This is a genomic window from Streptacidiphilus sp. MAP12-33, assembly GCF_041261265.1.
Lineage (GTDB): Bacteria > Actinomycetota > Actinomycetes > Streptomycetales > Streptomycetaceae > Streptacidiphilus.
This window is the reverse complement of record NZ_JBGCCA010000001.1, coordinates 435,234-454,732: the sequence shown is the minus strand read 5'-3', so window position 1 is coordinate 454,732 and position 19,499 is coordinate 435,234. Positions and strand designations below refer to the sequence as shown.

The following is a 19,499-nucleotide window of genomic DNA, read 5'->3' as shown; positions in this document are numbered from 1 at the left end:
AGGGTTTCACGATGGCTCGTGCGGTCGGAATCGACCTCGGTACGACGAACTCTGTCGTCAGCGTCCTCGAAGGCGGTGAGCCCACCGTCATCACCAACGCCGAGGGCGCCCGGACCACACCGTCCGTCGTCGCCTTCGCGAAGAACGGCGAGGTCCTCGTCGGCGAGGTCGCCAAGCGTCAGGCGGTCACCAACGTTGACCGCACCATCCGCTCGGTGAAGCGCCACATGGGCACCGACTGGAAGATCAACCTCGACGGCAAGGACTTCACGCCGCAGCAGATCTCGGCCTTCGTGCTGCAGAAGCTGAAGCGCGACGCCGAGTCCTACCTGGGCGAGAAGGTCACCGACGCGGTCATCACCGTGCCGGCCTACTTCAACGACTCCGAGCGTCAGGCGACGAAGGAGGCCGGTGAGATCGCGGGCCTCAACGTCCTGCGCATCGTCAACGAGCCGACCGCCGCCGCCCTGGCCTACGGTCTCGACAAGGACGACCAGACCATTCTGGTCTTCGACCTCGGTGGTGGCACCTTCGACGTGTCGCTGCTCGAGATCGGCGACGGCGTCGTCGAGGTCAAGGCCACCAACGGTGACAACCACCTCGGTGGTGACGACTGGGACCAGCGCGTCGTCGACCACCTGGTCAAGCAGTTCCAGAACGGCCACGGCGTCGACCTGTCCAAGGACAAGATGGCGCTCCAGCGTCTGCGCGAGGCGGCGGAGAAGGCCAAGATCGAGCTCTCCTCCTCCAGCGAGACCACGATCAACCTGCCCTACATCACGGCCTCCGCCGAGGGCCCGCTGCACCTGGACGAGAAGCTCACCCGCTCCCAGTTCCAGCAGCTGACCTCGGACCTGCTGGACCGCTGCAAGACCCCGTTCCACAACGTCATCAAGGACGCCGGCATCGCGCTGTCCGAGATCGACCACGTGGTCATGGTCGGTGGCTCCACCCGCATGCCGGCCGTCGCCGACCTGGTCCGCGAGCTGACCGGTGGCCAGGACCCGAACAAGGGCGTCAACCCGGACGAGGTCGTCGCCATCGGCGCGTCCCTCCAGGCCGGTGTCCTCAAGGGTGAGGTCAAGGACGTCCTGCTGCTCGACGTCACCCCGCTGTCCCTCGGTATCGAGACCAAGGGCGGCATCATGACCAAGCTGATCGAGCGCAACACCACGATCCCGACCAAGCGCTCCGAGATCTTCACCACGGCCGAGGACAACCAGCCGTCCGTGCAGATCCAGGTCTACCAGGGCGAGCGCGAGATCGCGGCGTACAACAAGAAGCTCGGCATGTTCGAGCTGACCGGTCTGCCGCCGGCCCCGCGTGGCGTCCCGCAGATCGAGGTCACCTTCGACATCGACGCCAACGGCATCATGCACGTCTCCGCCAAGGACCTCGGTACCGGCAAGGAGCAGCGCATGGCCGTCACCGGCGGCTCCGCCCTCCCCAAGGAGGACATCGAGCGGATGATGCGCGAGGCCGAGCAGTTCGCGGAGGACGACCACCGTCGCCGCGAGTCCGCCGAGACCCGCAACACCGCCGAGCAGCTGGTCTACACGACCGAGAAGTTCATCAAGGACAACGAGGACAAGGTCCCGGGTGACATCAAGGACGAGGTCACCGCGGCCGTCGTCGACCTGAAGGACAAGCTGAAGGGCGAGGACAGCGCGGCCATCCGCGAGGCCTCCGAGAAGCTGTCCACCGTCTCCCAGAAGCTCGGCCAGGCGCTCTACGCCCAGGCCGGCGAGGCCTCGGCCGCCGCGGGTGCTCCGCAGGACGCCCCGCACGCCGACGCCCACGTCGAGGACGACGTCGTCGACGCCGAGATCGTGGACGACGAGAAGCGCGAGGGCGGTGCCAAGTGACGGAGGAGACGCGGGGCAACTCTGAGGAGCCCGGCGCCGCTTCCGGCAAGGCCGCCAAGGGTCGCGACGCGGCGGGCGCCAAGCCCGCCGCGGGCGCGGCCCCGGCGGAGGAGACGGAGGCGGGCACCGAGTCCGTCGCCGAGCTGCGCAAGCAGCTGTCCGAGCGCACCGCCGACCTGCAGCGGCTCCAGGCGGAGTACCAGAACTACCGCAAGCGCGTCGAGCGCGACCGGGTGACGGTCCGCGAGATCGCCGTCGCGGCGATCCTGGAGAACCTCCTGCCGGTGCTGGACGACATCGGCCGCGCTCGCGACCACGAGGAGCTGACGGGCGGCTTCAAGTCCGTCGGGGACTCGCTGGAGTCGATCGTCGCCAAGCTGGGCCTTCAGCAGTTCGGCAAGCAGGGGGAGCCTTTCGACCCCCAGCTGCACGAGGCGCTGATGCACAGCTACTCGCCGGACGTCGAGGAGACGACCTGCGTGCAGATCCTCCAGCCCGGGTACAAGATCGGCGACCGGATCATCCGCCCCGCGCGGGTGGCCGTCGCCGAGCCGGAGCCGGGCGGCTCCTCCTCCGCGTCGGAGGAGAAGTCCGAGGCTGCCGACGGTGAGTCCGCGGAGGGTACCGAGGACGCCAAGGGCGCCAAGGCCTCCAAGGACAAGAGTGACGCCGAGAAGTGACCGACCGGGGTCGGTCGCGGGCACGCGCGAGCGTGCGCCGCGGCCGGCCCCGGGCCGTACGATCTCGATCAGCAGTGGTGAGGAGGGAGCGCGTTGAGCGGCAAGGACTACGTGGAGAAGGACTACTACAAGATCCTGGGTGTGCCCAAGGACGCCTCCACCGCTGAGATCAAGAAGGCCTACCGCAAGCTGGCCCGGGAGAACCACCCGGATGCCAACAAGGGCGACAAGGCCGCCGAGGAGCGCTTCAAGGAGATCTCCGAGGCCAACGACGTCCTGTCCGACCCCAAGCGGCGCAAGGACTACGACGAGGCACGCGCCCTCTTCGCGAACGGCGGCTTCCGCCCCGGTGGCGCCGGCGGCGGCTTCAACTTCGACCTGGGCGACCTCTTCGGTGGTGGCGCGGGTCAGACCTCCGGCGGCGGCTTCGGCGGCGGGGGCGGCGGCGGCGGTGTCGGGGACCTCTTCGGCGGCCTGTTCGGCGGCCGCGGGCGGGGCACGACGACGCAGCCGCGCCGCGGCGCGGACGTCGAGTCCGAGGTGACGCTGAGCTTCGTCGAGGCGGTCGAGGGCGCCACCGTCCCGATCCGGATGACCAGTCAGGCCGCGTGCAAGGTGTGCGCGGGCACCGGCGCGAAGGCGGGCACCACCCCGCGCGTCTGCCCGACCTGCGTCGGCACCGGCTACGTCAGCCGGGGCCAGGGCAACTTCGCGCTCAGCGAGCCGTGCCGCGACTGCAAGGGCCGCGGCCTGCTGGTCGACGACCCGTGCGAGGTCTGCCACGGCAGCGGCCGTGCGACCTCCGCCCGCACCATGCAGGTGCGGATTCCGGCCGGGGTCGGCGAGGACCAGCGCATCCGCCTCAAGGGCAAGGGTGCCTCGGGAGAGCGCGGCGGCCCGGCCGGCGACCTGTACGTGACGGTCCACGTCACCCCGCACCCGGTCTTCGGCCGGCGCGGCGACAACCTGACGGTGACCGTGCCGGTCTCCTTCCCCGAGGCCGCGCTGGGCGGCACCATCAAGGTGCCCACGCTCGGCGGCCCGGCGGTCAGCATGAAGCTCCCGGCGGGCACGGCCAACGGCCTCACCATGCGGGCCCGCGGCAAGGGCGCCGTGCGCAAGGACGGCACCCGTGGCGACCTGCTGGTGACGGTCGAGGTGGCGGTCCCTCCGAAGACGGAGGGCGAGGCCAGGGAGGCCCTGGAGAAGTACCGCGAGGCGACGGCCGCACAGGACCCGCGGGCGGCGCTGTTCAAGGCAGCGGAGGAGGCGTGAGATGCCCGGCATGACGGACGGCCCCAACGGCGGCCCCGGCGGCCCCGGTCTTCCCGGCGGCGGCAGCCGCCGAGTGGCGTACCAGCTGACGGAGTACACCCCGGTGTACGTCATCTCCGTCGCGGCGGAACTGAGCGGCCTGCACCCGCAGACGCTGCGGCAGTACGACCGTCTCGGCCTCGTCTCCCCCGACCGCACGGCCGGCCGCGGCCGCCGCTACTCGGCCAGGGACATCGATCAGCTGCGCGAGGTGCAGCGCCTCTCCCAGGAGGAGGGCATCAACCTCGCGGGCATCAAGCGCATCATCGAGCTGGAGAACCAGGTCACCGCGCTCCAGTCGCGCGTGGCGGAACTCCAGGGCGCGGCGGAGGCCGCGGCAGCGGCGGTCCACGCCTCCTACCGGCGCGACCTGGTCCCGTACCAGCAGAGCTCGGCCCTCGTGGTCTGGCGCCCCAAGCCGCGCCCGGACGGCACGCGCTGAGGGCCGCACGTCACAACGGCATAGCCGAGGGACCGTGTCCGGGGAGGCACGGTCCCTCAGCTTTTGCAGACCCCGGTCGTCGAGGAGGATCGACCGGGGAGCTCAGTGCTGTACGGCGAACGTCGTGGCCGTGCTTCCGTCCCAGATGTGGTCGGCAAAGGCCGGTCCAGAGCACAGGAAGATGCTCAAGAAGGCTGCACCAACCGTGAGGACGGCCATCCGAAGCGAACGACGCGAAGAACGCATGGAACCTCTTCCTCTCTCTCCGGATCGCGCACTGTCGTAAATTTGGCCGATCCATGACGCTGGCCGCCGAACGGAGGGCGACCATCCACCACAATGGGGTACTGAACAGGCGCAAGTCAGTGTTCGATAGTGGCAACAAGTGACCAGACCTGAAATGGCCACAGGATGAAACCGGACAAGACAGGAACAAACCCCGCGAGTGCACCGGAGCTGCCGGCAGCACTGAGCGCGGACGCAGTAGCGGTGTACATGAGAGCCCTGGTGGACGGGCGGTTCTCCTGGGACAGCGCCGGCGAGGTGACCGGACTCGGTCGTGAGGGCCTCGTTCGGTGCCGGGAAGAACTGCTCGCCCACCATCTCCTGCAACCGACATCGGCCGACGACGGGCCACTGTTGCCCGTCAACCCGGAGCTGGCCGCCGCACGGCTCGCCGAGCCGCTGGAACAGACCATCCGTTCGTACCGTACCGCTGTCGACAACACCCGTGAGCGGCTTCTGCAGCTCATGCCAGCGTACCTGGGCAGGTCCGTCTCCGGTCCGGTCAGCGGCGGCCTGGAGATCGTCACGGATCCGGCCGAGGTCCAGCTGATGATCGACCAGTACGTGTCCAAATGCAGTCGTGACCTGATGACCATGCAACCGGGAGGGAAGCGGGATCCAGCCACCCTGCAGCGTTCCCTGCCGAACGACTACGCCATGGCCCAGCGGGGTGTTCGGGTACGCATGATCTACCAGCACACCACTCGGACGCAGTTGAGCATGCGATCGTACGTCAATGCGATGGCCGAGGCCGGTGCGGAGGTCCGCACGGCCGACCAGCTCGCGGAGCGCATGTTCATCGTCGACCGCGAGGTCGCGTTCATCCCGAAGCGCGCCCAACCCGACCAGCCCCCCGGGGCGGTCGTGGTCCGCGAGCCCGTCCTGGTGTCCTTCCTCTGCGCCCTGTTCGACCAGTTCTGGATCACCTCTCAGCCCTTCCACGCCGAAGGCCCCGGCTACCAGAACGTCTCCGACGACCTCAAGCGCTCACTGCTGGAACTGCTCGCCCAAGGCCTCAAGGACGAGGTGGTGGCGCGACGTCTGGGCATGTCGGTGAGAACCTGCCGGCGCCACATCGCCTCGCTCATGCAGGAACTCGGCGCCGAAAGCCGCTTCGAGGCGGGCGTCCGCGCAGCTCAGTTGGGACTTCTCCGTCGAGACGGGGTTGAGGAGTGACGCCCTCTCGTGCCACTGCGCGGCAGTTTGATGTCACAGGCGGAACCTGGACGCTCACCTGGTCTCCCCAGCACCATCGAAGCATCCCCCCAAGGGTTGCCGGCGCCGGCACCTGATTCCCCTGTCTGACCAAGCAGCACGCATCCCGCAACGTACGGGAGTTGTCGTTGCGCGGTCAACCATGTCGATGGAGCCCATCGTGACCGAGCTGTCCGACGCGGAGATCGCGGCTGACGCACGCCGCACCATGCGCGTCTTCCTCGCCGCCCCGTCCCTCCGCCTCACCGGTCCCGCCGACGGCGTCTTCAGCCTGGCCCTGCGCGGCAAGATATCGAGCCTCCGGGAGTCCCTGCTGGACGCCGGCGTGAGCGTGTTCAGCACGCACCACGACGACGTGTGGACCACCCGCGGTGTCGGTGTCGGCCTCCGCGTGCCGTCCGCGTTCCGCGCGATGCAGTCCGCGGACCTGGCCATCGCCTATGTCGGCTCGCCGCTCTCCGCCGGGGTCGGCATGGAGCTGGGCTGGGCCACCGCGCTGCGCAAGCCGGTCGTGCTGCTGGTCGACAAGGCCGTCGCCCACAGCCCGATGATCTCCACCCTGGAGGAGGTCTCCCCGGTGCTGCCGCTGGAGTTCGACACCACCTGGACCGACCAGCAGCTGCGCCACACCATCATCACCGCGCTGGACTGGGCGGACACGTCCGTCACCTACCCCGAGGCGTCCTGACCTCAGGCTCGTACCCTCAGGCTCGTACGAAGGTCGGCACCCACCGGGCCGTGCGCAGCGCCGCCACGGCCCATGCGGTGACCAGCAGGACGAAGAGCGCCACCGAGGCCACCGCGAAGACGTCCAGCCCGGTGCGGGCGTAGAGCCCGGCCGCACCGGTGACGCAGGTGCCCACCGGGAAGGTGTACGCCCACCAGGTCATCGCGAAGGGCATCCCCTGCCGCAGCCCGCGCACGGTCGCCGCGCCGGCGACCGCCAGCCACAGGAGCGCGAAGCCGAAGACCGGCACCCCGTACAGCAGCGCGAACCCGCCGAAAACCGAGGGCCCGTGGGCCGCGAACTGGGTCACCGCCGTCACCGACTGGCCGAGCGGCCCCAGCACGAGGAAAAGGGTCGGGACCAGGGTCTTCGGCAGCGGGCCGTCGTGCGTGAGCCGGGCGAACAGGGTCGGCAGCAGCATCAGCACCGCGACCAGGCTCATCCCGAACATCGCCAGGCACCCGTAGAGCACGGTCTGCTGCGCCTGCCCGGCGGGCAGGTGCGGGATCAGCGCGGGTCCGAGCGCGGCGGAGACCATCGGTGCGACGACCGGCAGCAGCCAGGTGGGCGCGAAGTCGCCCCGGGCGACCTCGTAGTGCATCGCCAGCTTGTACATGACCGTCCCGGCCGCCCACAGCCCGTAGCCGGTCCCCAGGGTCCACAGCACGGCGTCCAGCGCCACCGCGTTCCCCTGCCCGAGCAGCGGCTCGCCCGCGCCCAGCGCGCCGAAGCCGACGGCCATCAGCGCCATCGGCGGGCACCCCAGGAAGACCGCGACGGAGGGGTCGTCCAGTGGACGGACCCGGGCCCGGTGCAGCCGGCCCACCAGCCGGATGCCCACCAGGGCGAGCAGCCCCGTGAAGCCGAGGACCCAGAAACCCTCCGCCAACCCGACCAGCGCCCCGGAGAGCCCCGGCAGCGCGTGCGCGCCGTTGGCGACGATCGCCGTGCCCATCACCGCGGCGTACCAGTTCGGGCCGAAGCGTCCGGCGGCCTCGACGACGGGGTGGTCGGTGATCCGCCGGGTGACCGGTCGGGTGAGCGCGGTGGTTGCCATATCTCCACGATCGCCGCAGCTCAGCGGCGTCGGTAGGGACCTCTCCCCGATGGGGACATAAGCTGCGTCTATGAGCGCGACGCCCGCACCGCTGTCGACGCACGTCCCCGAGCTGGGCGCGCTGGAGCTGCTGCTCGCCGTGGTCCGTCTCGGCAGCCTCGGCCGGGCCGCGGCGGAGCTGGGAATCACCCAGCCCGCGGCGTCGGCGCGGATCGCCGCGATGGAGCGGCAGATCGGCGTCACCCTGCTGGAGCGCTCCCCGCGCGGCTCGCGGCCCACCGAGGCGGGCGCCCTGGTGGCCGAGTGGGCCGCGCAGGTCGTCGGCGCCGCGCAGGCGCTCGACGCGGGCATCTCCGCCCTGCGGGAACGCCGCGACGCCCGTCTGCGGGTCTCCGCCAGCCTCACCGTCGCCGAGTACCTGATGCCGGGCTGGCTCCTGGCCCTGCATGCCGCCCTCCCCGGCACGGCCGTGACACTCCGCGCCGCCAACTCCACCGAGGTCGCCGCGCAGGTCCTGGACGGGGAGGCGGACCTGGGCTTCGTCGAGGGCCTCCGGCTCCCCTCCGGGCTGGACGGAGCGGTGGTGGCACACGACCGGCTGCTGCTGATCGTCGCCCCGACGCACCGCTGGGCCCGCCGGCGCGCCCCCGTCTCCCCCGACGAGGTGGCCGCGACACCGCTGATCCTGCGCGAACAGGGCAGCGGCACCCGCGAGGTCCTGAACGCCGCGCTCGCGCCGTCGGGTGGGCTCACCGAGCCACTGCTCACGCTCGCGTCGACGACGGCCCTGAAGTCGGCCGCGACCAGCGGCGCGGGCCCCGCCGTTCTCAGCGAACTCGCCGTCGCCGACGAGCTCGCGACCGGGCGCCTGGTGGCCGTTCCGGTCAGCGGCCTCGACCTGCAGCGACCGCTGCGCGCGGTCTGGCCCAAGGGCGCGAAGCCGAAGGGCCCGGCCCGGGAGCTGCTCTCCCTCATCCGCGCCAAGCGCGCCACACGAGCGGGCGCTCAGCCCGGCTGACCCTCCACCGGGATGTCCCGCCACCCGCGCAGCGGGGAGGCGAGCAGCCACAGCCCCGTGCAGGCGAGAATTCCGGCATCCACCCAGAGTGCCGTGCGCAGTCCCGCCCAGGTACCGAGCGTCCCACCCAACAGGGCTCCGAGCGGGACAGTGCCCCAGACCACCCAGCGGATCCCCGCATTGACCCGACCGAGCAGTTCCTGAGGCACACTTCGCTGCCGGTAGGCCATCTGCGCGGTCTGGTAGACGGCGCCTCCCGCGTTGAAGACGGCCCAGCCGAGCGAATAGAGGACGAGCCCGGCGCCGGGGCTGGCCAGCGGCATCAGCAGCGCGAAGGGAGCGCAGGCCAGGAGGGAAACCCACATGACGCGGGCGTCGCCGAGGCGGGCGGCCAGCGGACCGGCCGCCAGGCTCCCGACAAAGCCGCCGAGGACACCCAGGCCGAGCACCACGCCGATCCACGGGCCAGAGGCATGCAGTCCGCGCACGAGGTAGACGACCTCGAGGCTCACCACGGCACTGATGCCGAGGTTCGCGGTGGCCGTGCAGCAGGTGACCGCGCGCAGCACCGGGTTGCGCCAAGCCAGGCGGAGGCCCTCGGTCATGGCCACACTGAAGCGGACAGGCGACGCCACGGCCCGGTCCGGCGCGGGCGCGGCATCGGGGGAGCGCATGAGCATCAGGGTGAGCGCGGCCACGACGTAGGAGACCGCGTCCACCGTCACGGCCTTGGCTGCCGTGATCACCCCGGCCAACAGGGCGCCGAGGGCGGGGCCGGCGGCGTCCGACACGGTCTCGGACGCGTTCATCTTCGCGTTGCCGTCGACGAGTTGCTCTCGCGACAGCACCGACGGAAGGTAACTGCGGTCGGCCACACCGTAGAACACGGTGAAACTGCCGACGACGGCGGCCACGACGTAGAGCTGCCACAGCCGGACGTGGTCGAAGAAGGCGACCGCCGGCACCGAGCCCATCGCGAGCGCGCTGAGTATCTGACACCAGATCATCAGACACCGCTTCCGCAACCGGTCCACCCAGACTCCGGCCGGCAGTGAGAGGACTATGGCCGGCAGACGGCGCGCGGCTGCGAGCATGGCGATCTGGAACGTGGTCGCACCCAGGTTCTGGACCGCCATCAGCGGGATCAGCAGCGTGGACACGGCCGAGCCGAGGTCGCTGGTCGCGTCCCCGCCCCAGAGCAGCAGGAAGTTCCTGTCGCGCCACAGCGATGAGCGCGCCTGTGAGGGGAGAGGCGTCGTTGTGGACGCTGTTTTGTCAGGCACTCATCACATTTACCGCATAAGAGGCCACTGGCCAACCAGAATGCAGTGTGAGCGCGGATCATCATGGCGGCTTTACAGGAACGTCACCAGATCTGCCACCACGGATCTCAGTGACATCTTCCTGCCACAGACCTTTTTGGCCCTTCTGGTCACCGCAACCACTTCTGACGGTCACGCAGGACCGGGAACTCCGCGCGGGTGCGCGCGACCACCTCCGGGTCGAACTCGACGGTCAGCACCTGCTCCGCGCTGCCCGGCTCGCCGCCGTTCGCCTCGCCCAGCACCGTGCCCCACGGGTCCACCACCAGGCTGCGCCCCGCCTGCGGCACGCCCGCGTGCGAGCCCGCGTTGTTGCACGCGAGGACCAGGGCCTGCTCCTCGACCGCGCGGGCGCGGGCCAGCAGGGACCAGTGCTCGGCCCGGCGGGCCGGCCAGGCGGCGGGGACGACGAAGAGCTCGGCGCCCTGGTCGAGCATCGCCCGGAACAGCTCGGGGAAGCGCAGGTCGTAGCAGGTGGCCAGCCCCATCCGCCCGAACGGCGTGTCCACCACGCACAGTTCCTCACCCGCGGCCATCAGCGCGGCCTCGCCGCTGTCGAAGCCGAAGCGGTGGATCTTCCGGTACCAGGCGTGCAACTCGCCGTCGGGCGCGAACAACAGCGAGGTGTTGCACAGCGGCCCCTCCGGGTCGCGCTCCACGATCGAGCCCGCGTGCAGCCAGACACCCGCGTCCCTGGCGGCGGCCGACATCGCCTCGGCCGTGGGGCCCTCGAGCGTCTCCGCCCCGCCCGCCCACGACTCGTACGCGAAGCCGCCGAGCGCCCACAGCTCCGGCAGCACCACCAGGTCCGCGACGCCGCGCTGCGCGCGGACCAACTCGGCAATCCGGACGCGCCGTTCGTTCGGAGACTCGTTCTCGTTGACATCGATCTGGACAAGAGAAGCGCGCACGGTACCACCCGTTTCGTCAAGGGCCCTACGATCAACAGCGGAAAGCGCTGCCCTTAAGGACACCAGGGAGCGTAACGTGCCGATAGCGAAGTTGGCTGCTCCGCCGAGGGGTCGTGATCGTGACCGACAAGCAGACCGTCCAGGCGTATGCCGATGCCTGGACCCACTCCATCGAGGCCATATCCGAGCTGGTCGCTCCGCTCCCCGAGGGGGCGTGGAACCGGCCGACCGAATGCCCGGGCTGGTCCGTGCGGGACGTCGTCTCGCACGTCATCGCCATGGAGTCGGAACTCCTGGGCGACCCACGCCCGATCCACACCCTGCCGCGCGATCTGCGGCACGTGGTGGACGAGTTCACCCGCTACTGCGAGGTCCCCGTCGACAAGCGGCGCTGCCACACCGCGGTGGAGATGGCGTCGGAGCTGGAGTACACGATCATCCGGCGCGGTCGCGCGCTGCGGACCAACACCCGCTACGAACCGACGGACGAGATCCGCTGGCCGATGGGCCCCTACAGCCGGGACGTGCCCTACCACCAGCTCCTGCGCACCCGCGTCTTCGACGTCTGGACCCACGAACAGGACATCCGGCGCGCGCTCGGCCGTCCCGGCAACCTGGACACCGCGGCGGCGGTGATCACCCGCGACTACCTGATCGAGATGCTGCCCCGCGCCGTGGCGAAGCTCGCGGGCGCCCCGGCGGGCTCCACGGCGGTCTTCGACATCCACGGAGAGCTGGAGTTCATGCGGAGCGTCCACGTGGACGCGGACGGCCGCGGCCGGGTGGACGGCGAGGTCCTGCTGGCCCCGTCGGTGCGGATCACCACGGACTGGGAGACCTTCGCCCGCATGGCCTGCGGCCGGCTCACCGCGCCGGCGGCCGGCGTGAAGGCCGAGGGCGACGAGGAGCTCGCCGCCCGCATCCTGGACAACTTCGCCGTCACACCCTGAGGCGCGTAGCGCCCTGAGGGGCGCGGGGCTCCGGCCCCGGCCTCCGGGTCGTGCAACGACAGGTCGTGCCTATCCCGCTGCCCGAGCCTTCGGCACCGTCGCGCCGATGATCTCGCGTTCGCGGGTGAGGGCGCGGCGGCGGAGGCGGAGGATCTGGGCCAGGCCCAGCACCATCGGCAGGTAGAGCGTCGCGAACGCGGCGCGGAAGCCGCCCGCCGTGTAGTCGGTGCCGCCACCCGGGGTCTTCAGGTCCAGGACGAGGCCGATCAGGAAGAGGGCCAGGACCGCGGCGATGAAGCCGCCCATGTTGACGATGCCCGACGCGGTCCCGATCCGCTCCGGCGGGTTGACCGGGCGGGCGTAGTCGAGGCCGATGAGGGAGGCCGGGCCGTTGCTGCCCAAGACGACGGCGAGGACCAGCAGCAGCCACATCGGGACGTGACCGGGCTGCGGCCAGGCCAGCACCGCGCCCCACGTCGCGCCGGTGCCCAGCACCACGCCGAAGACCGTCGGCGTGCGCCAGCCCGGCCGCCGGGACATCACCTGTCCGAACAGCATCGCGAAGCCCATGCTCGCGACGATGACCAGGCTGAGCAGTGCGCCCGCGACGGCGCGGGAGAGGTGCTGGCCGGAGACGAGGAACGGCATCCCCCACAGCAGCAGGAAGCTGGACGCGGGGAAGGCGGTGGTGAAGTGGACCCACATGCCGAGCCGGGTGCCGGGCTCGCGCCAGGCGCCACGGAGCTGGTCGAGCAGAGAGCCGGAGCCGCGGCCCGACGCGGGCGCGGACACGGACACGGGCGCGTCCGGGACGCGTGCGCCGCGCCGGACCAGGAGCGGCTCCCGCGCGGCGCTGTCCGGGGTCTCCCGCAGAACCAGGACCACCAGCGCCAGCACACCGAAGCCCAACAGCGCGGTCGTCCCGAAGGTCGCCGTCCAGCCGGCGCTGTGCAGCACCTGGGCCAGCACCATCGTGGAGACGAGGTTCCCGACCGTACCCACCAGGCCGGTCAGCTGGGCGATGAAGGGGTTGCGGAACAGCGGGAACCAGCGGGCGCCGATCCGCAGGACGCTGACGAAGGTCATCGCGTCCCCGCACCCCAGTACGCCGCGCGCGAGCAGCGCGGGGGTGAAGGAGGTCGCGAGCGCGAAGCCGAGCTGTCCGACGGTGAGCAGCACGAGGCCCGCGCTGAGGATCCGGCGCGGGCCGTGGCGGTCGACGAGGACGCCGACGGGCACCTGCATCCCGGCGTAGACCAGGACCTGGAGGATGGAGAAGGTCGACAGCGCGGACGCGTTGATCCCGAACCGCGCCGCCGCGTCCATCCCGGCCACGCCGAGGCTGGTGCGGTGGACGACCGCGAGGACGTAGACGGTGACGCCGATGCCCCAGGCCGTCCACGCGCCACGGCCGCCCGGCGGCTCCCGCCGCGCGGGAGCTGGGGCGATGACGGGCTCGGAGGACGCGCTGGTGGCGGGGTCGACAGACATCGTGGCGTCATCCTAATTGGTAGGACGAATCAACCCCGCCCCCGTCCGGACCGTGGGCGAACGATCAAGGTCAGTGGTACCGGGTCAGCGGTACCGGGTCAGCGGTACCGGGTCAGTGGTACTCGGCGTACTGGAACAGCGTGAAGATCCGGGAGTCGAAGATCGGGCTGTAGCTGATCCAGCTGTTGGGACCACCGTCCTGGTAGCCGCCGGTGAGGCCGATCAGATAGCCCGTGTTGCCGTTGAAGCCGAGCAGCCACGGTCCGCCCGAGGTGCCGCCGTAGAAGCCGGTGCAGTACAGCACCATCTGCCGGAAGCCCGGCAGCTTCTGCGTCGCGTAGTTCGGGTGGCAGCGGATGGCCTGGTCCGCGGAGTCGGCGGTGATCTTCGGGTAGCCGAGCGCGGTGACGTAGTTGCTGTAGCTCGAGGTGTGGCTGAGCCAGTTGCCGCCGGTCACGCTCTGGACGCTCTGGCCCTTGCTGTTCTTGGCCACCTGCGCGAACGCGTAGTCGTAGTCGCTGCCGGCACCCGAGCCGCCGGTGTAGTGCGAGTCCTTGAAGACCTTGGTCACGGCCCAGATCCCGTAGGGCTGCCGGGCCGCGGAGAGGCCGTGCTGGTACTTCGGCACGTAGGCCATCCAGCTGCCCGGGTTGCAGTGCGCGGCCATGATGATCAGGTTGCCGTAGTGGCTGTCCACGACGCTGGCCGTGCAGTAGTGCGTCGTCATGTCCTTCGACGCGTAGAAGATCACGCCGGTGCTCGACGCGCCCGCGAAATGGGTCGAGCGGGCGATGGAGCTCGGCGTGCTCAGCCGGGCTCCGAGCATCGAGTGCGCGCTCAGGCCCGAGGAGGTCGTCGTCGCCGGCTTGGGCGCGTCGACCGGGGCGGCTGCGGCGAGCTTCGCCGGAGTCCAGAACGTGGCGGCGGCGGCCGCGTTCCACGTCGTGGTGGTGGTCGCCACCACCTTCGGCGCGGTGGCCATCGAGCCCTGACCGGGAGTGCTCGGTTTCAGCGAGGCTGCGGCCGAGGCGGAAGCGCCCGCGAGGGGCTGCGTCACCGTTCCACTGATCTCGGCCAGGGCCGAGGGCGCGAAGACGGCCCCCAGCACACCGACGGCCAGCAGACCCGCGAGCCCTGCCTTGATCCCACGACCGCGGCGGCGCCTGCGCTCACCCACTGTGCGACTCCCCACCCTCTGTACGTTTGTCCTTACACACTCTCATATGACTACCCGAGCAACTCTCGGGTCACCATCGCCCGTTAGCAGGACGTGACCTGGGAGTTTCCTGCGAACCCGGGGCAAACCGGCCGACGGCCCACTCCACCTGCCCCCGCATCCGGGCCTGACGGAACATCTCGTCCCGTACCCACGGGGTCCCGTCGGTGACGACCGCCCGCACCGGGAGCCTGCTGTCCGGCCCCAGCCCCAGCGCGCCCGTGTCCAGGGCGAGCCCTCCGTCACGCAGGGCTCCGACGGGCGCCGGACGGTCCCCGACCGTCCAGCTGACGGTCATTCGGCGGCCGTCCGCGAGCGGCAGCGGGACGACCCGCAGCACCCGTCCCGGCGTCACCGGCCCGAGCTGCGGGGCCGGATCGGCGCAGTCGACCGGTCGCAGCTGCCGGTAGAGCGACTCGACGATCGCCTCCCGCGAGGGCAGGTTGTAGACGCCGCCGAGGGTCCGCATGATCGAGTCCCGCGTGGGCCGGTACAGCCCGTTCCCGCTCCGGTACGCCCCGACCACGCCGCCGGTGGGATCGGCGGCACCGAGCCAGCGCCACCACTTCGCATGAGCGGCGGTCATCGCGTCGGCGTCCTGGGCGGACAGGTTGGGGAAGCTGTCGTCGGCGGGTGCGGCGTCGTACTCGTCGCCGAGGCCGCCGACGGTGTGGCCCATCTCGTGCTCGATGATGCGGTCCGCGTCCGCGGACCCCGCGGACAGCGTGGTGACGCCGGGTCCGCCCGCGCCGCCGTACTGGGTGGAGTCGGCCAGCGCGATCACGTACCGGGGCCCGACGGCCGGGCCGACCCAGTGGGAGACGTCCCCGTCGTCGGCGCAGAGCAGGCGCGGGGTGCCGGCACAGTCGAAGTGCATGCCGAGCGGTGAACCGTCACCGATGCCGGAGTGGGGGGAGACCAGGTCGACGCGCTTCACGTCGAAGAACCGGGCGTAGGTGCGGAACGGCTCGACGGAGCTGATGGCCCGCCAGGTCGCCTCCGCCTGCGCGCGGAAGCGCGGGAGGTCGTCGGCGGTGTAGCCGTCCCCGATCAGGACGACGGTGATGCGGTCGGCGGCGGGGCCGTTCTCGACGAGGTCCGCGGTGTCGAGGACGCGCGCCTGCGCCGGGTCGGCGAAGGCGGGGGCGACGGGGGTCGCGCCGAACAGGAGTGTGAACAGCAGCAGGAACGCAGCAGGAAGCTTCACTCATTCGAGAACGAGCGCGGTCACTTCACGTACGCAGAGTTACCCCATTAGGGGCGCGAGGTTCCCTCTCGCGCCCCCGGGGTCATCCGGCTACTGCCAGCTGATGAGCTTCTTCGGGTCCTCCAGGATCGCGGCGGTGTCCGCCAGGACCTTGGAGCCGAGCTCGCCGTCGACCATGCGGTGGTCGAACGAGAGCGCCAGCGTGGTCACCAGGCGCGGGACGACCCGGCCCTTGTGCACCCACGGGAGCTCCCGGACCTGGCCGAAGGCGAGGATCGCGGCCTCGCCCGGGTTCAGGATCGGGGTGCCCGAGTCGACGCCGAAGACGCCGACGTTGGTGATGGTGACCGTGCCGCCCTGCATCGCGGCCGGCGAGGTCTTGCCCTCGCGGGCCACCTCGATCAGGCCGGTCAGGGCCTGGGCCAGCTCGGGCAGCGGCATGCTGCCCGCATCCTTGATGTTCGGGACGATCAGGCCACGCGGCGTAGCCGCGGCGATGCCCAGGTTGATCGCGCGCTTGAGCACGATCTCCTGCGCCCCCTCGTCCCAGCTCGCGTTGATCTCCGGGTGGCGCTTCATCGCGATCAGCAGCGCCTTGGCGACCAGGAGCAGCGGGCTGACGCGGACGCCCGCGCCCAGCTCGCCGGTCTCCTTCAGCTTGCGGACCAGCTTCATCGTGCGGGTGACGTCCACCTGGACCCACTCCGTCACGTGCGGGGCCGTGAACGCGGAGGCGACCATGGCCGCCGCCGTCGCCTTGCGGACACCCTTGATCGGGACCCGGACGTCACCCTGCGCGGACGCGACCGGCGCGGCCACGGCGGGCGCGGCGGACGCTGCGGCGGCGACCGGCGCCGGCGCGGAGGCCGCGGCGAGGTGCGCGTGCACGTCCTCGCGGCTGACCGTGCCGTGCGGACCTGTCGGGGTGACGGCCGTGAGGTCGACACCGAGGTCCTTGGCCAGCTTCCGCACCGGCGGCTTGGCCAGCGGGCGGTCACCGGACACCGGAGCGGCCGGAACCGCCGCCGGGGCGACCGGCGCCGGAGCCACTGGCGCTGCGGCCGGGGCGGTGTAGACCGCCTCGCCCACCGTCTGTACGACGGTCGGCGCCGACGCGGCGGAGGGCTTGCGGGCGCGGCGGCGGGACGAGCCCGAGCGCGGGCCGTAGCCGACCAGCACCTCGCGGCGCTCCGGCTCCGGCTCCTCGTCGTCGGCCGGGGCCGCGACGGCCTCGGCCGGGGCACCGCCCGCGACCGCGACGGAGATGATCGCCGTGCCGACGTCGACCGTCGTGCCCTCGGGGAAGAACAGCTCCTGCACCACCCCGTCGAAGGGGATCGGCAGCTCGACGGCGGCCTTGGCGGTCTCCACCTCGCAGACGACCTGGCCGTCAGTGACGGTGTCACCCGGCTGGACGAACCACTTGAGGATCTCGGCCTCGGTGAGGCCCTCGCCGACGTCCGGCATCTTGAACTGGCGGACGTTGCTGGAAACAGTGGTGCTCATGGTGCTCTCCAACCCCCGTCAGTAGGCGAGGGCGCGGTCGACGGCGTCGAGCACCCGGTCGAGGTCCGGCAGGTACGTCTCCTCCACCCGGCTCGGCGGGTACGGGGCGAAGTAGCCGCCGACCCGGAGCACGGGGGCCTCCAGGGAGTAGAAGCAGCGCTCGGTGATCCGGGCGGCGAGCTCGGCGCCCATGCCCATGAAGACCGGCGCCTCGTGCACGACCACGGCGCGGCCGGTGCGCTTGACCGAGGCCTCCAGGGCGTCGAAGTCCACCGGGGAGAGCGAGCGCAGGTCGACGACCTCGATCTGGCGGCCGTCCTCGGCGGCGGCCTCGGCCGCCTCCAGGCAGACCTTGACCATCGGGCCGTAGGCGATCAGGGTCAGGTCCCGGCCCGGACGCGCGACGCGGGCCGCGTGCAGGGGGGTCGGGGCCTCGCCCAGCGGGTCCACGACGCCCTTGTCCCAGTAGCGGCGCTTGGGCTCCAGGAAGATCACCGGGTCGTCCGAGGCGATCGCCTGGCGCAGCATCCAGTGCGCGTCCGCCGGGTTCGACGGGGAGACGACCTTGAGGCCGGCCGTGTGGGCGAAGTACGCCTCGTGCGACTCGCTGTGGTGCTCGACGGCGCCGATGCCGCCGCCGAACGGGATACGCACGGTGATCGGCAGCTTCACGTGACCGAGCGAACGGGCGTGCATCTTGGCCAGCTGGGTGACGATCTGGTCGAAGGCCGGGTAGACGAAGCCGTCGAACTGGATCTCCACGACCGGGCGGTAGCCGCGCAGGGCCAGGCCGATCGCGGTGCCCATGATCCCGGACTCGGCCAGCGGGGTGTCGATGACCCGGGCGTCGCCGAAGTCCTTGTGCAGTCCGTCGGTGACGCGGAAGACGCCACCCAGACGGCCGACGTCCTCGCCCATGACGAGGGTCTTCGGGTCGGCCTCCAGCGAGCGCCGCAGCGCCTCGTTGAGGGCCTTCACCATCGAGTAGTTCTCGGCAGCCATGTCAGCGGCCCTCCCCAACCTCTTCGGAGCCGTCGAACGACGCCGCGTATGCCACGTACTCCGCGCGCTCCTCGTCCACCAGCGCGTGCCCCTCGGCGTAGACGTTCTCGAAGATCGAGCTCGGGTCCGGGTCGGGCATGTTGCGGACACCCTCGCGCACCCGGCGGGCCAGCTGCTCGCTCTCGGCGTCCACGGCGTCGAAGAACTCCTGGTCCGCCCAGTCCTCACGGACCAGGTAGGCCTTGACGCGCTCGATCGGGTCCTTGAGCTTCCACTCCTCCAACTCGTCCGCGATCCGGTAGCGGGTCGGGTCGTCGGAGGTGGTGTGGGCGCCCATGCGGTAGGTGAAGGCCTCGATCAGCGTCGGGCCCTCGCCGGCGCGGGCGCGCTCGAGCGCCCAGCGGGTGACCGCCAGGCAGGCGAGCACGTCGTTGCCGTCCACCCGGACGCCGGGGAAGCCGAAGCCGGCAGCGCGCTGGTAGAGCGGGACGCGGGTCTGCCGCTCGGTGGGCTCGGAGATGGCCCACTGGTTGTTCTGGCAGAAGAAGACCACGGGGGCGTTGTAGACCGAGGCGAAGGTGAAGGCCTCGCTGACATCGCCCTGGCTGGACGCGCCGTCGCCGAAGTAGGCGACCACGGCGTCGTCGGTGCCGTCCTTGGTGATACCCATCGCGTAGCCGGTCGCGTGCAGCGTCTGCGAGCCGATGACGATGGTGTAGAGGTTGAAGTTCTTCTCGTACGGGTCCCAGCCGCCGTGGTTCACGCCGCGGAACATGCCGAGCAGGTTCAGCGGGTCGACGCCCTTGCACCAGGCGACGCCGTGCTCACGGTAGGTCGGGAAGGCCCAGTCGCCCGGGCGCTGCGCACGGCCGGAACCGACCTGCGCCGCCTCCTGTCCCAGCAGAGAGGCCCAGAGGCCCAGCTCGCCCTGACGTTGAAGCGCGGTGGCCTCGCCGTCGAAGCGGCGTACCAGGACCAGGTCTCGATAGATGGAGCGCAGCTCTTCCGGAGTTGTCTCCAGGGAAAAGCGCGGGTGCTCCACTCGCTCCCCTTCGGGGGTGAGCAGCTGCACCAGCTCCGGGACGGCAGCGGTCGCCGTCCCCGCCGGGCTCTCGACGGTCACGTTCACTCCTCGGTATCTCCGGCCTCCGGGGTTGCCGGCAACCGGTCCGGTCGCCTGCTCCGTGCGTCCTCGCTTCGGGTGGGCGACGACTTCGGATCGGCGGATAGGTGTGCCCTGATCCTCTTCGAGAACGTTACCCAGGGGAAGACCCAATTTCTTCTGTCCTAG

17 protein-coding genes are annotated in these 19,499 nt (G+C 71.0%); 8 read left to right on the top strand and 9 right to left on the bottom strand.

Annotated elements, in window-relative coordinates:
• Positions 1–11: 11 nt before the first annotated feature.
• From dnaK to ABH931_RS02110, 6 genes are all read left to right on the top strand, one after another.
• Entirely contained in the window at positions 12–1,865 is a 1,854-nt protein-coding gene (dnaK, locus tag ABH931_RS02135) for a molecular chaperone DnaK (RefSeq protein ID WP_370109240.1), read from the top strand.
• Positions 1,862–2,545, top strand: coding sequence for a nucleotide exchange factor GrpE (gene grpE / locus ABH931_RS02130; RefSeq protein WP_370109238.1), 684 nt, complete (start codon positions 1,862–1,864; stop codon positions 2,543–2,545). The genes dnaK and grpE overlap by 4 nt, the downstream gene beginning before the upstream one ends.
• Before the next feature lie 93 nt (positions 2,546–2,638).
• The gene (dnaJ, locus tag ABH931_RS02125) at positions 2,639–3,820 is read left to right on the top strand and encodes a molecular chaperone DnaJ (protein WP_370109236.1); all 1,182 of its coding nucleotides are present in this window, start codon (positions 2,639–2,641) and stop codon (positions 3,818–3,820) included.
• A 1-nt stretch (position 3,821) separates the two neighbouring features.
• Positions 3,822–4,301: a heat shock protein transcriptional repressor HspR gene (locus ABH931_RS02120; protein ID WP_370109234.1), complete on the top strand. Its 480-nt coding sequence runs from the start codon at positions 3,822–3,824 to the stop codon at positions 4,299–4,301.
• Between the two features lie 495 nt (positions 4,302–4,796).
• A complete protein-coding gene (locus ABH931_RS02115; RefSeq protein ID WP_370109232.1) occupies positions 4,797–5,762 on the top strand; it encodes a LuxR C-terminal-related transcriptional regulator in 966 nt (321 codons plus the stop codon).
• Between the two features lie 199 nt (positions 5,763–5,961).
• Complete coding sequence (locus ABH931_RS02110; RefSeq protein ID WP_370109230.1) at positions 5,962–6,489, top strand: hypothetical protein; 528 nt, start codon at positions 5,962–5,964, stop codon at positions 6,487–6,489.
• A gap of 16 nt (positions 6,490–6,505) precedes the next feature.
• Here ABH931_RS02110 and ABH931_RS02105 read toward each other — a convergent pair whose 3' ends face one another.
• Positions 6,506–7,585, bottom strand: coding sequence for a TDT family transporter (locus ABH931_RS02105; RefSeq protein WP_370109228.1), 1,080 nt, complete (start codon positions 7,583–7,585; stop codon positions 6,506–6,508).
• Positions 7,586–7,655: 70 nt separating this feature from the next.
• On the opposite strand from ABH931_RS02105, the gene ABH931_RS02100 reads away from it, so the two are divergent.
• Complete coding sequence (locus tag ABH931_RS02100) at positions 7,656–8,603, top strand: LysR family transcriptional regulator (RefSeq protein ID WP_370109226.1); 948 nt, start codon at positions 7,656–7,658, stop codon at positions 8,601–8,603.
• Here the strand turns inward: ABH931_RS02100 and ABH931_RS02095 are convergent.
• Both ABH931_RS02095 and ABH931_RS02090 read right to left on the bottom strand, forming a co-directional pair.
• Complete coding sequence (locus ABH931_RS02095; protein ID WP_370109224.1) at positions 8,591–9,886, bottom strand: MFS transporter; 1,296 nt, start codon at positions 9,884–9,886, stop codon at positions 8,591–8,593. The genes ABH931_RS02100 and ABH931_RS02095 overlap by 13 nt on opposite strands.
• A gap of 149 nt (positions 9,887–10,035) precedes the next feature.
• Positions 10,036–10,836 (bottom strand): carbon-nitrogen family hydrolase, encoded by an 801-nt coding sequence (locus ABH931_RS02090; RefSeq protein ID WP_370109222.1) that lies wholly within the window; start codon positions 10,834–10,836, stop codon positions 10,036–10,038.
• A 119-nt stretch (positions 10,837–10,955) separates the two neighbouring features.
• Between ABH931_RS02090 and ABH931_RS02085 the strand changes: the two genes are divergently transcribed.
• Positions 10,956–11,786 carry a maleylpyruvate isomerase family mycothiol-dependent enzyme gene (locus ABH931_RS02085; RefSeq protein WP_370109220.1) on the top strand — a complete coding sequence of 277 codons (831 nt, stop codon included), beginning with the start codon at positions 10,956–10,958 and terminating at the stop codon, positions 11,784–11,786.
• A gap of 69 nt (positions 11,787–11,855) precedes the next feature.
• On the opposite strand, the gene ABH931_RS02080 is transcribed toward ABH931_RS02085, so the two are convergent.
• The 6 genes from ABH931_RS02080 to pdhA form a co-directional block, all read right to left on the bottom strand.
• Entirely contained in the window at positions 11,856–13,277 is a 1,422-nt protein-coding gene (locus ABH931_RS02080) for a nitrate/nitrite transporter (RefSeq protein WP_370109218.1), read from the bottom strand.
• Positions 13,278–13,389: 112 nt separating this feature from the next.
• A complete protein-coding gene (locus ABH931_RS02075; protein WP_370109216.1) occupies positions 13,390–14,454 on the bottom strand; it encodes a serine protease in 1,065 nt (354 codons plus the stop codon).
• 70 nt (positions 14,455–14,524) lie between these two features.
• Positions 14,525–15,700, bottom strand: a complete 1,176-nt coding sequence (locus tag ABH931_RS02070) for a M64 family metallopeptidase (protein ID WP_370109214.1) — start codon at positions 15,698–15,700, stop codon at positions 14,525–14,527.
• 90 nt (positions 15,701–15,790) lie between these two features.
• A complete protein-coding gene (locus ABH931_RS02065) occupies positions 15,791–17,206 on the bottom strand; it encodes a dihydrolipoamide acetyltransferase family protein (protein ID WP_370109212.1) in 1,416 nt (471 codons plus the stop codon).
• Positions 17,207–17,224: 18 nt separating this feature from the next.
• Positions 17,225–18,208 (bottom strand): alpha-ketoacid dehydrogenase subunit beta, encoded by a 984-nt coding sequence (locus tag ABH931_RS02060; RefSeq protein WP_370109210.1) that lies wholly within the window; start codon positions 18,206–18,208, stop codon positions 17,225–17,227.
• Between the two features lies 1 nt (position 18,209).
• Positions 18,210–19,337 (bottom strand): pyruvate dehydrogenase (acetyl-transferring) E1 component subunit alpha, encoded by a 1,128-nt coding sequence (gene pdhA, locus ABH931_RS02055; RefSeq protein ID WP_370109208.1) that lies wholly within the window; start codon positions 19,335–19,337, stop codon positions 18,210–18,212.
• Between the last annotated feature and the right edge of the window lie 162 nt (positions 19,338–19,499).

What these genes read in the sequence shown, in the direction of transcription:
- dnaK (WP_370109240.1), top strand. Translation starts at nt 12, where the DNA reads ATGGCTCGTGCGGTCGGAATCGACCTCGGTACGACGAACTCTGTCGTC.
- ABH931_RS02120 (WP_370109234.1), top strand. Translation starts at nt 3,822, where the DNA reads ATGCCCGGCATGACGGACGGCCCCAACGGCGGCCCCGGCGGCCCCGGT.
- ABH931_RS02115 (WP_370109232.1), top strand. Translation starts at nt 4,797, where the DNA reads ATGAGAGCCCTGGTGGACGGGCGGTTCTCCTGGGACAGCGCCGGCGAG.
- ABH931_RS02105 (WP_370109228.1), bottom strand. Translation starts at nt 7,585, where the DNA reads ATGGCAACCACCGCGCTCACCCGACCGGTCACCCGGCGGATCACCGAC.
- ABH931_RS02100 (WP_370109226.1), top strand. Translation starts at nt 7,656, where the DNA reads ATGAGCGCGACGCCCGCACCGCTGTCGACGCACGTCCCCGAGCTGGGC.
- ABH931_RS02080 (WP_370109218.1), bottom strand. Translation starts at nt 13,277, where the DNA reads ATGTCTGTCGACCCCGCCACCAGCGCGTCCTCCGAGCCCGTCATCGCC.
- ABH931_RS02065 (WP_370109212.1), bottom strand. Translation starts at nt 17,206, where the DNA reads ATGAGCACCACTGTTTCCAGCAACGTCCGCCAGTTCAAGATGCCGGAC.
- ABH931_RS02060 (WP_370109210.1), bottom strand. Translation starts at nt 18,208, where the DNA reads ATGGCTGCCGAGAACTACTCGATGGTGAAGGCCCTCAACGAGGCGCTG.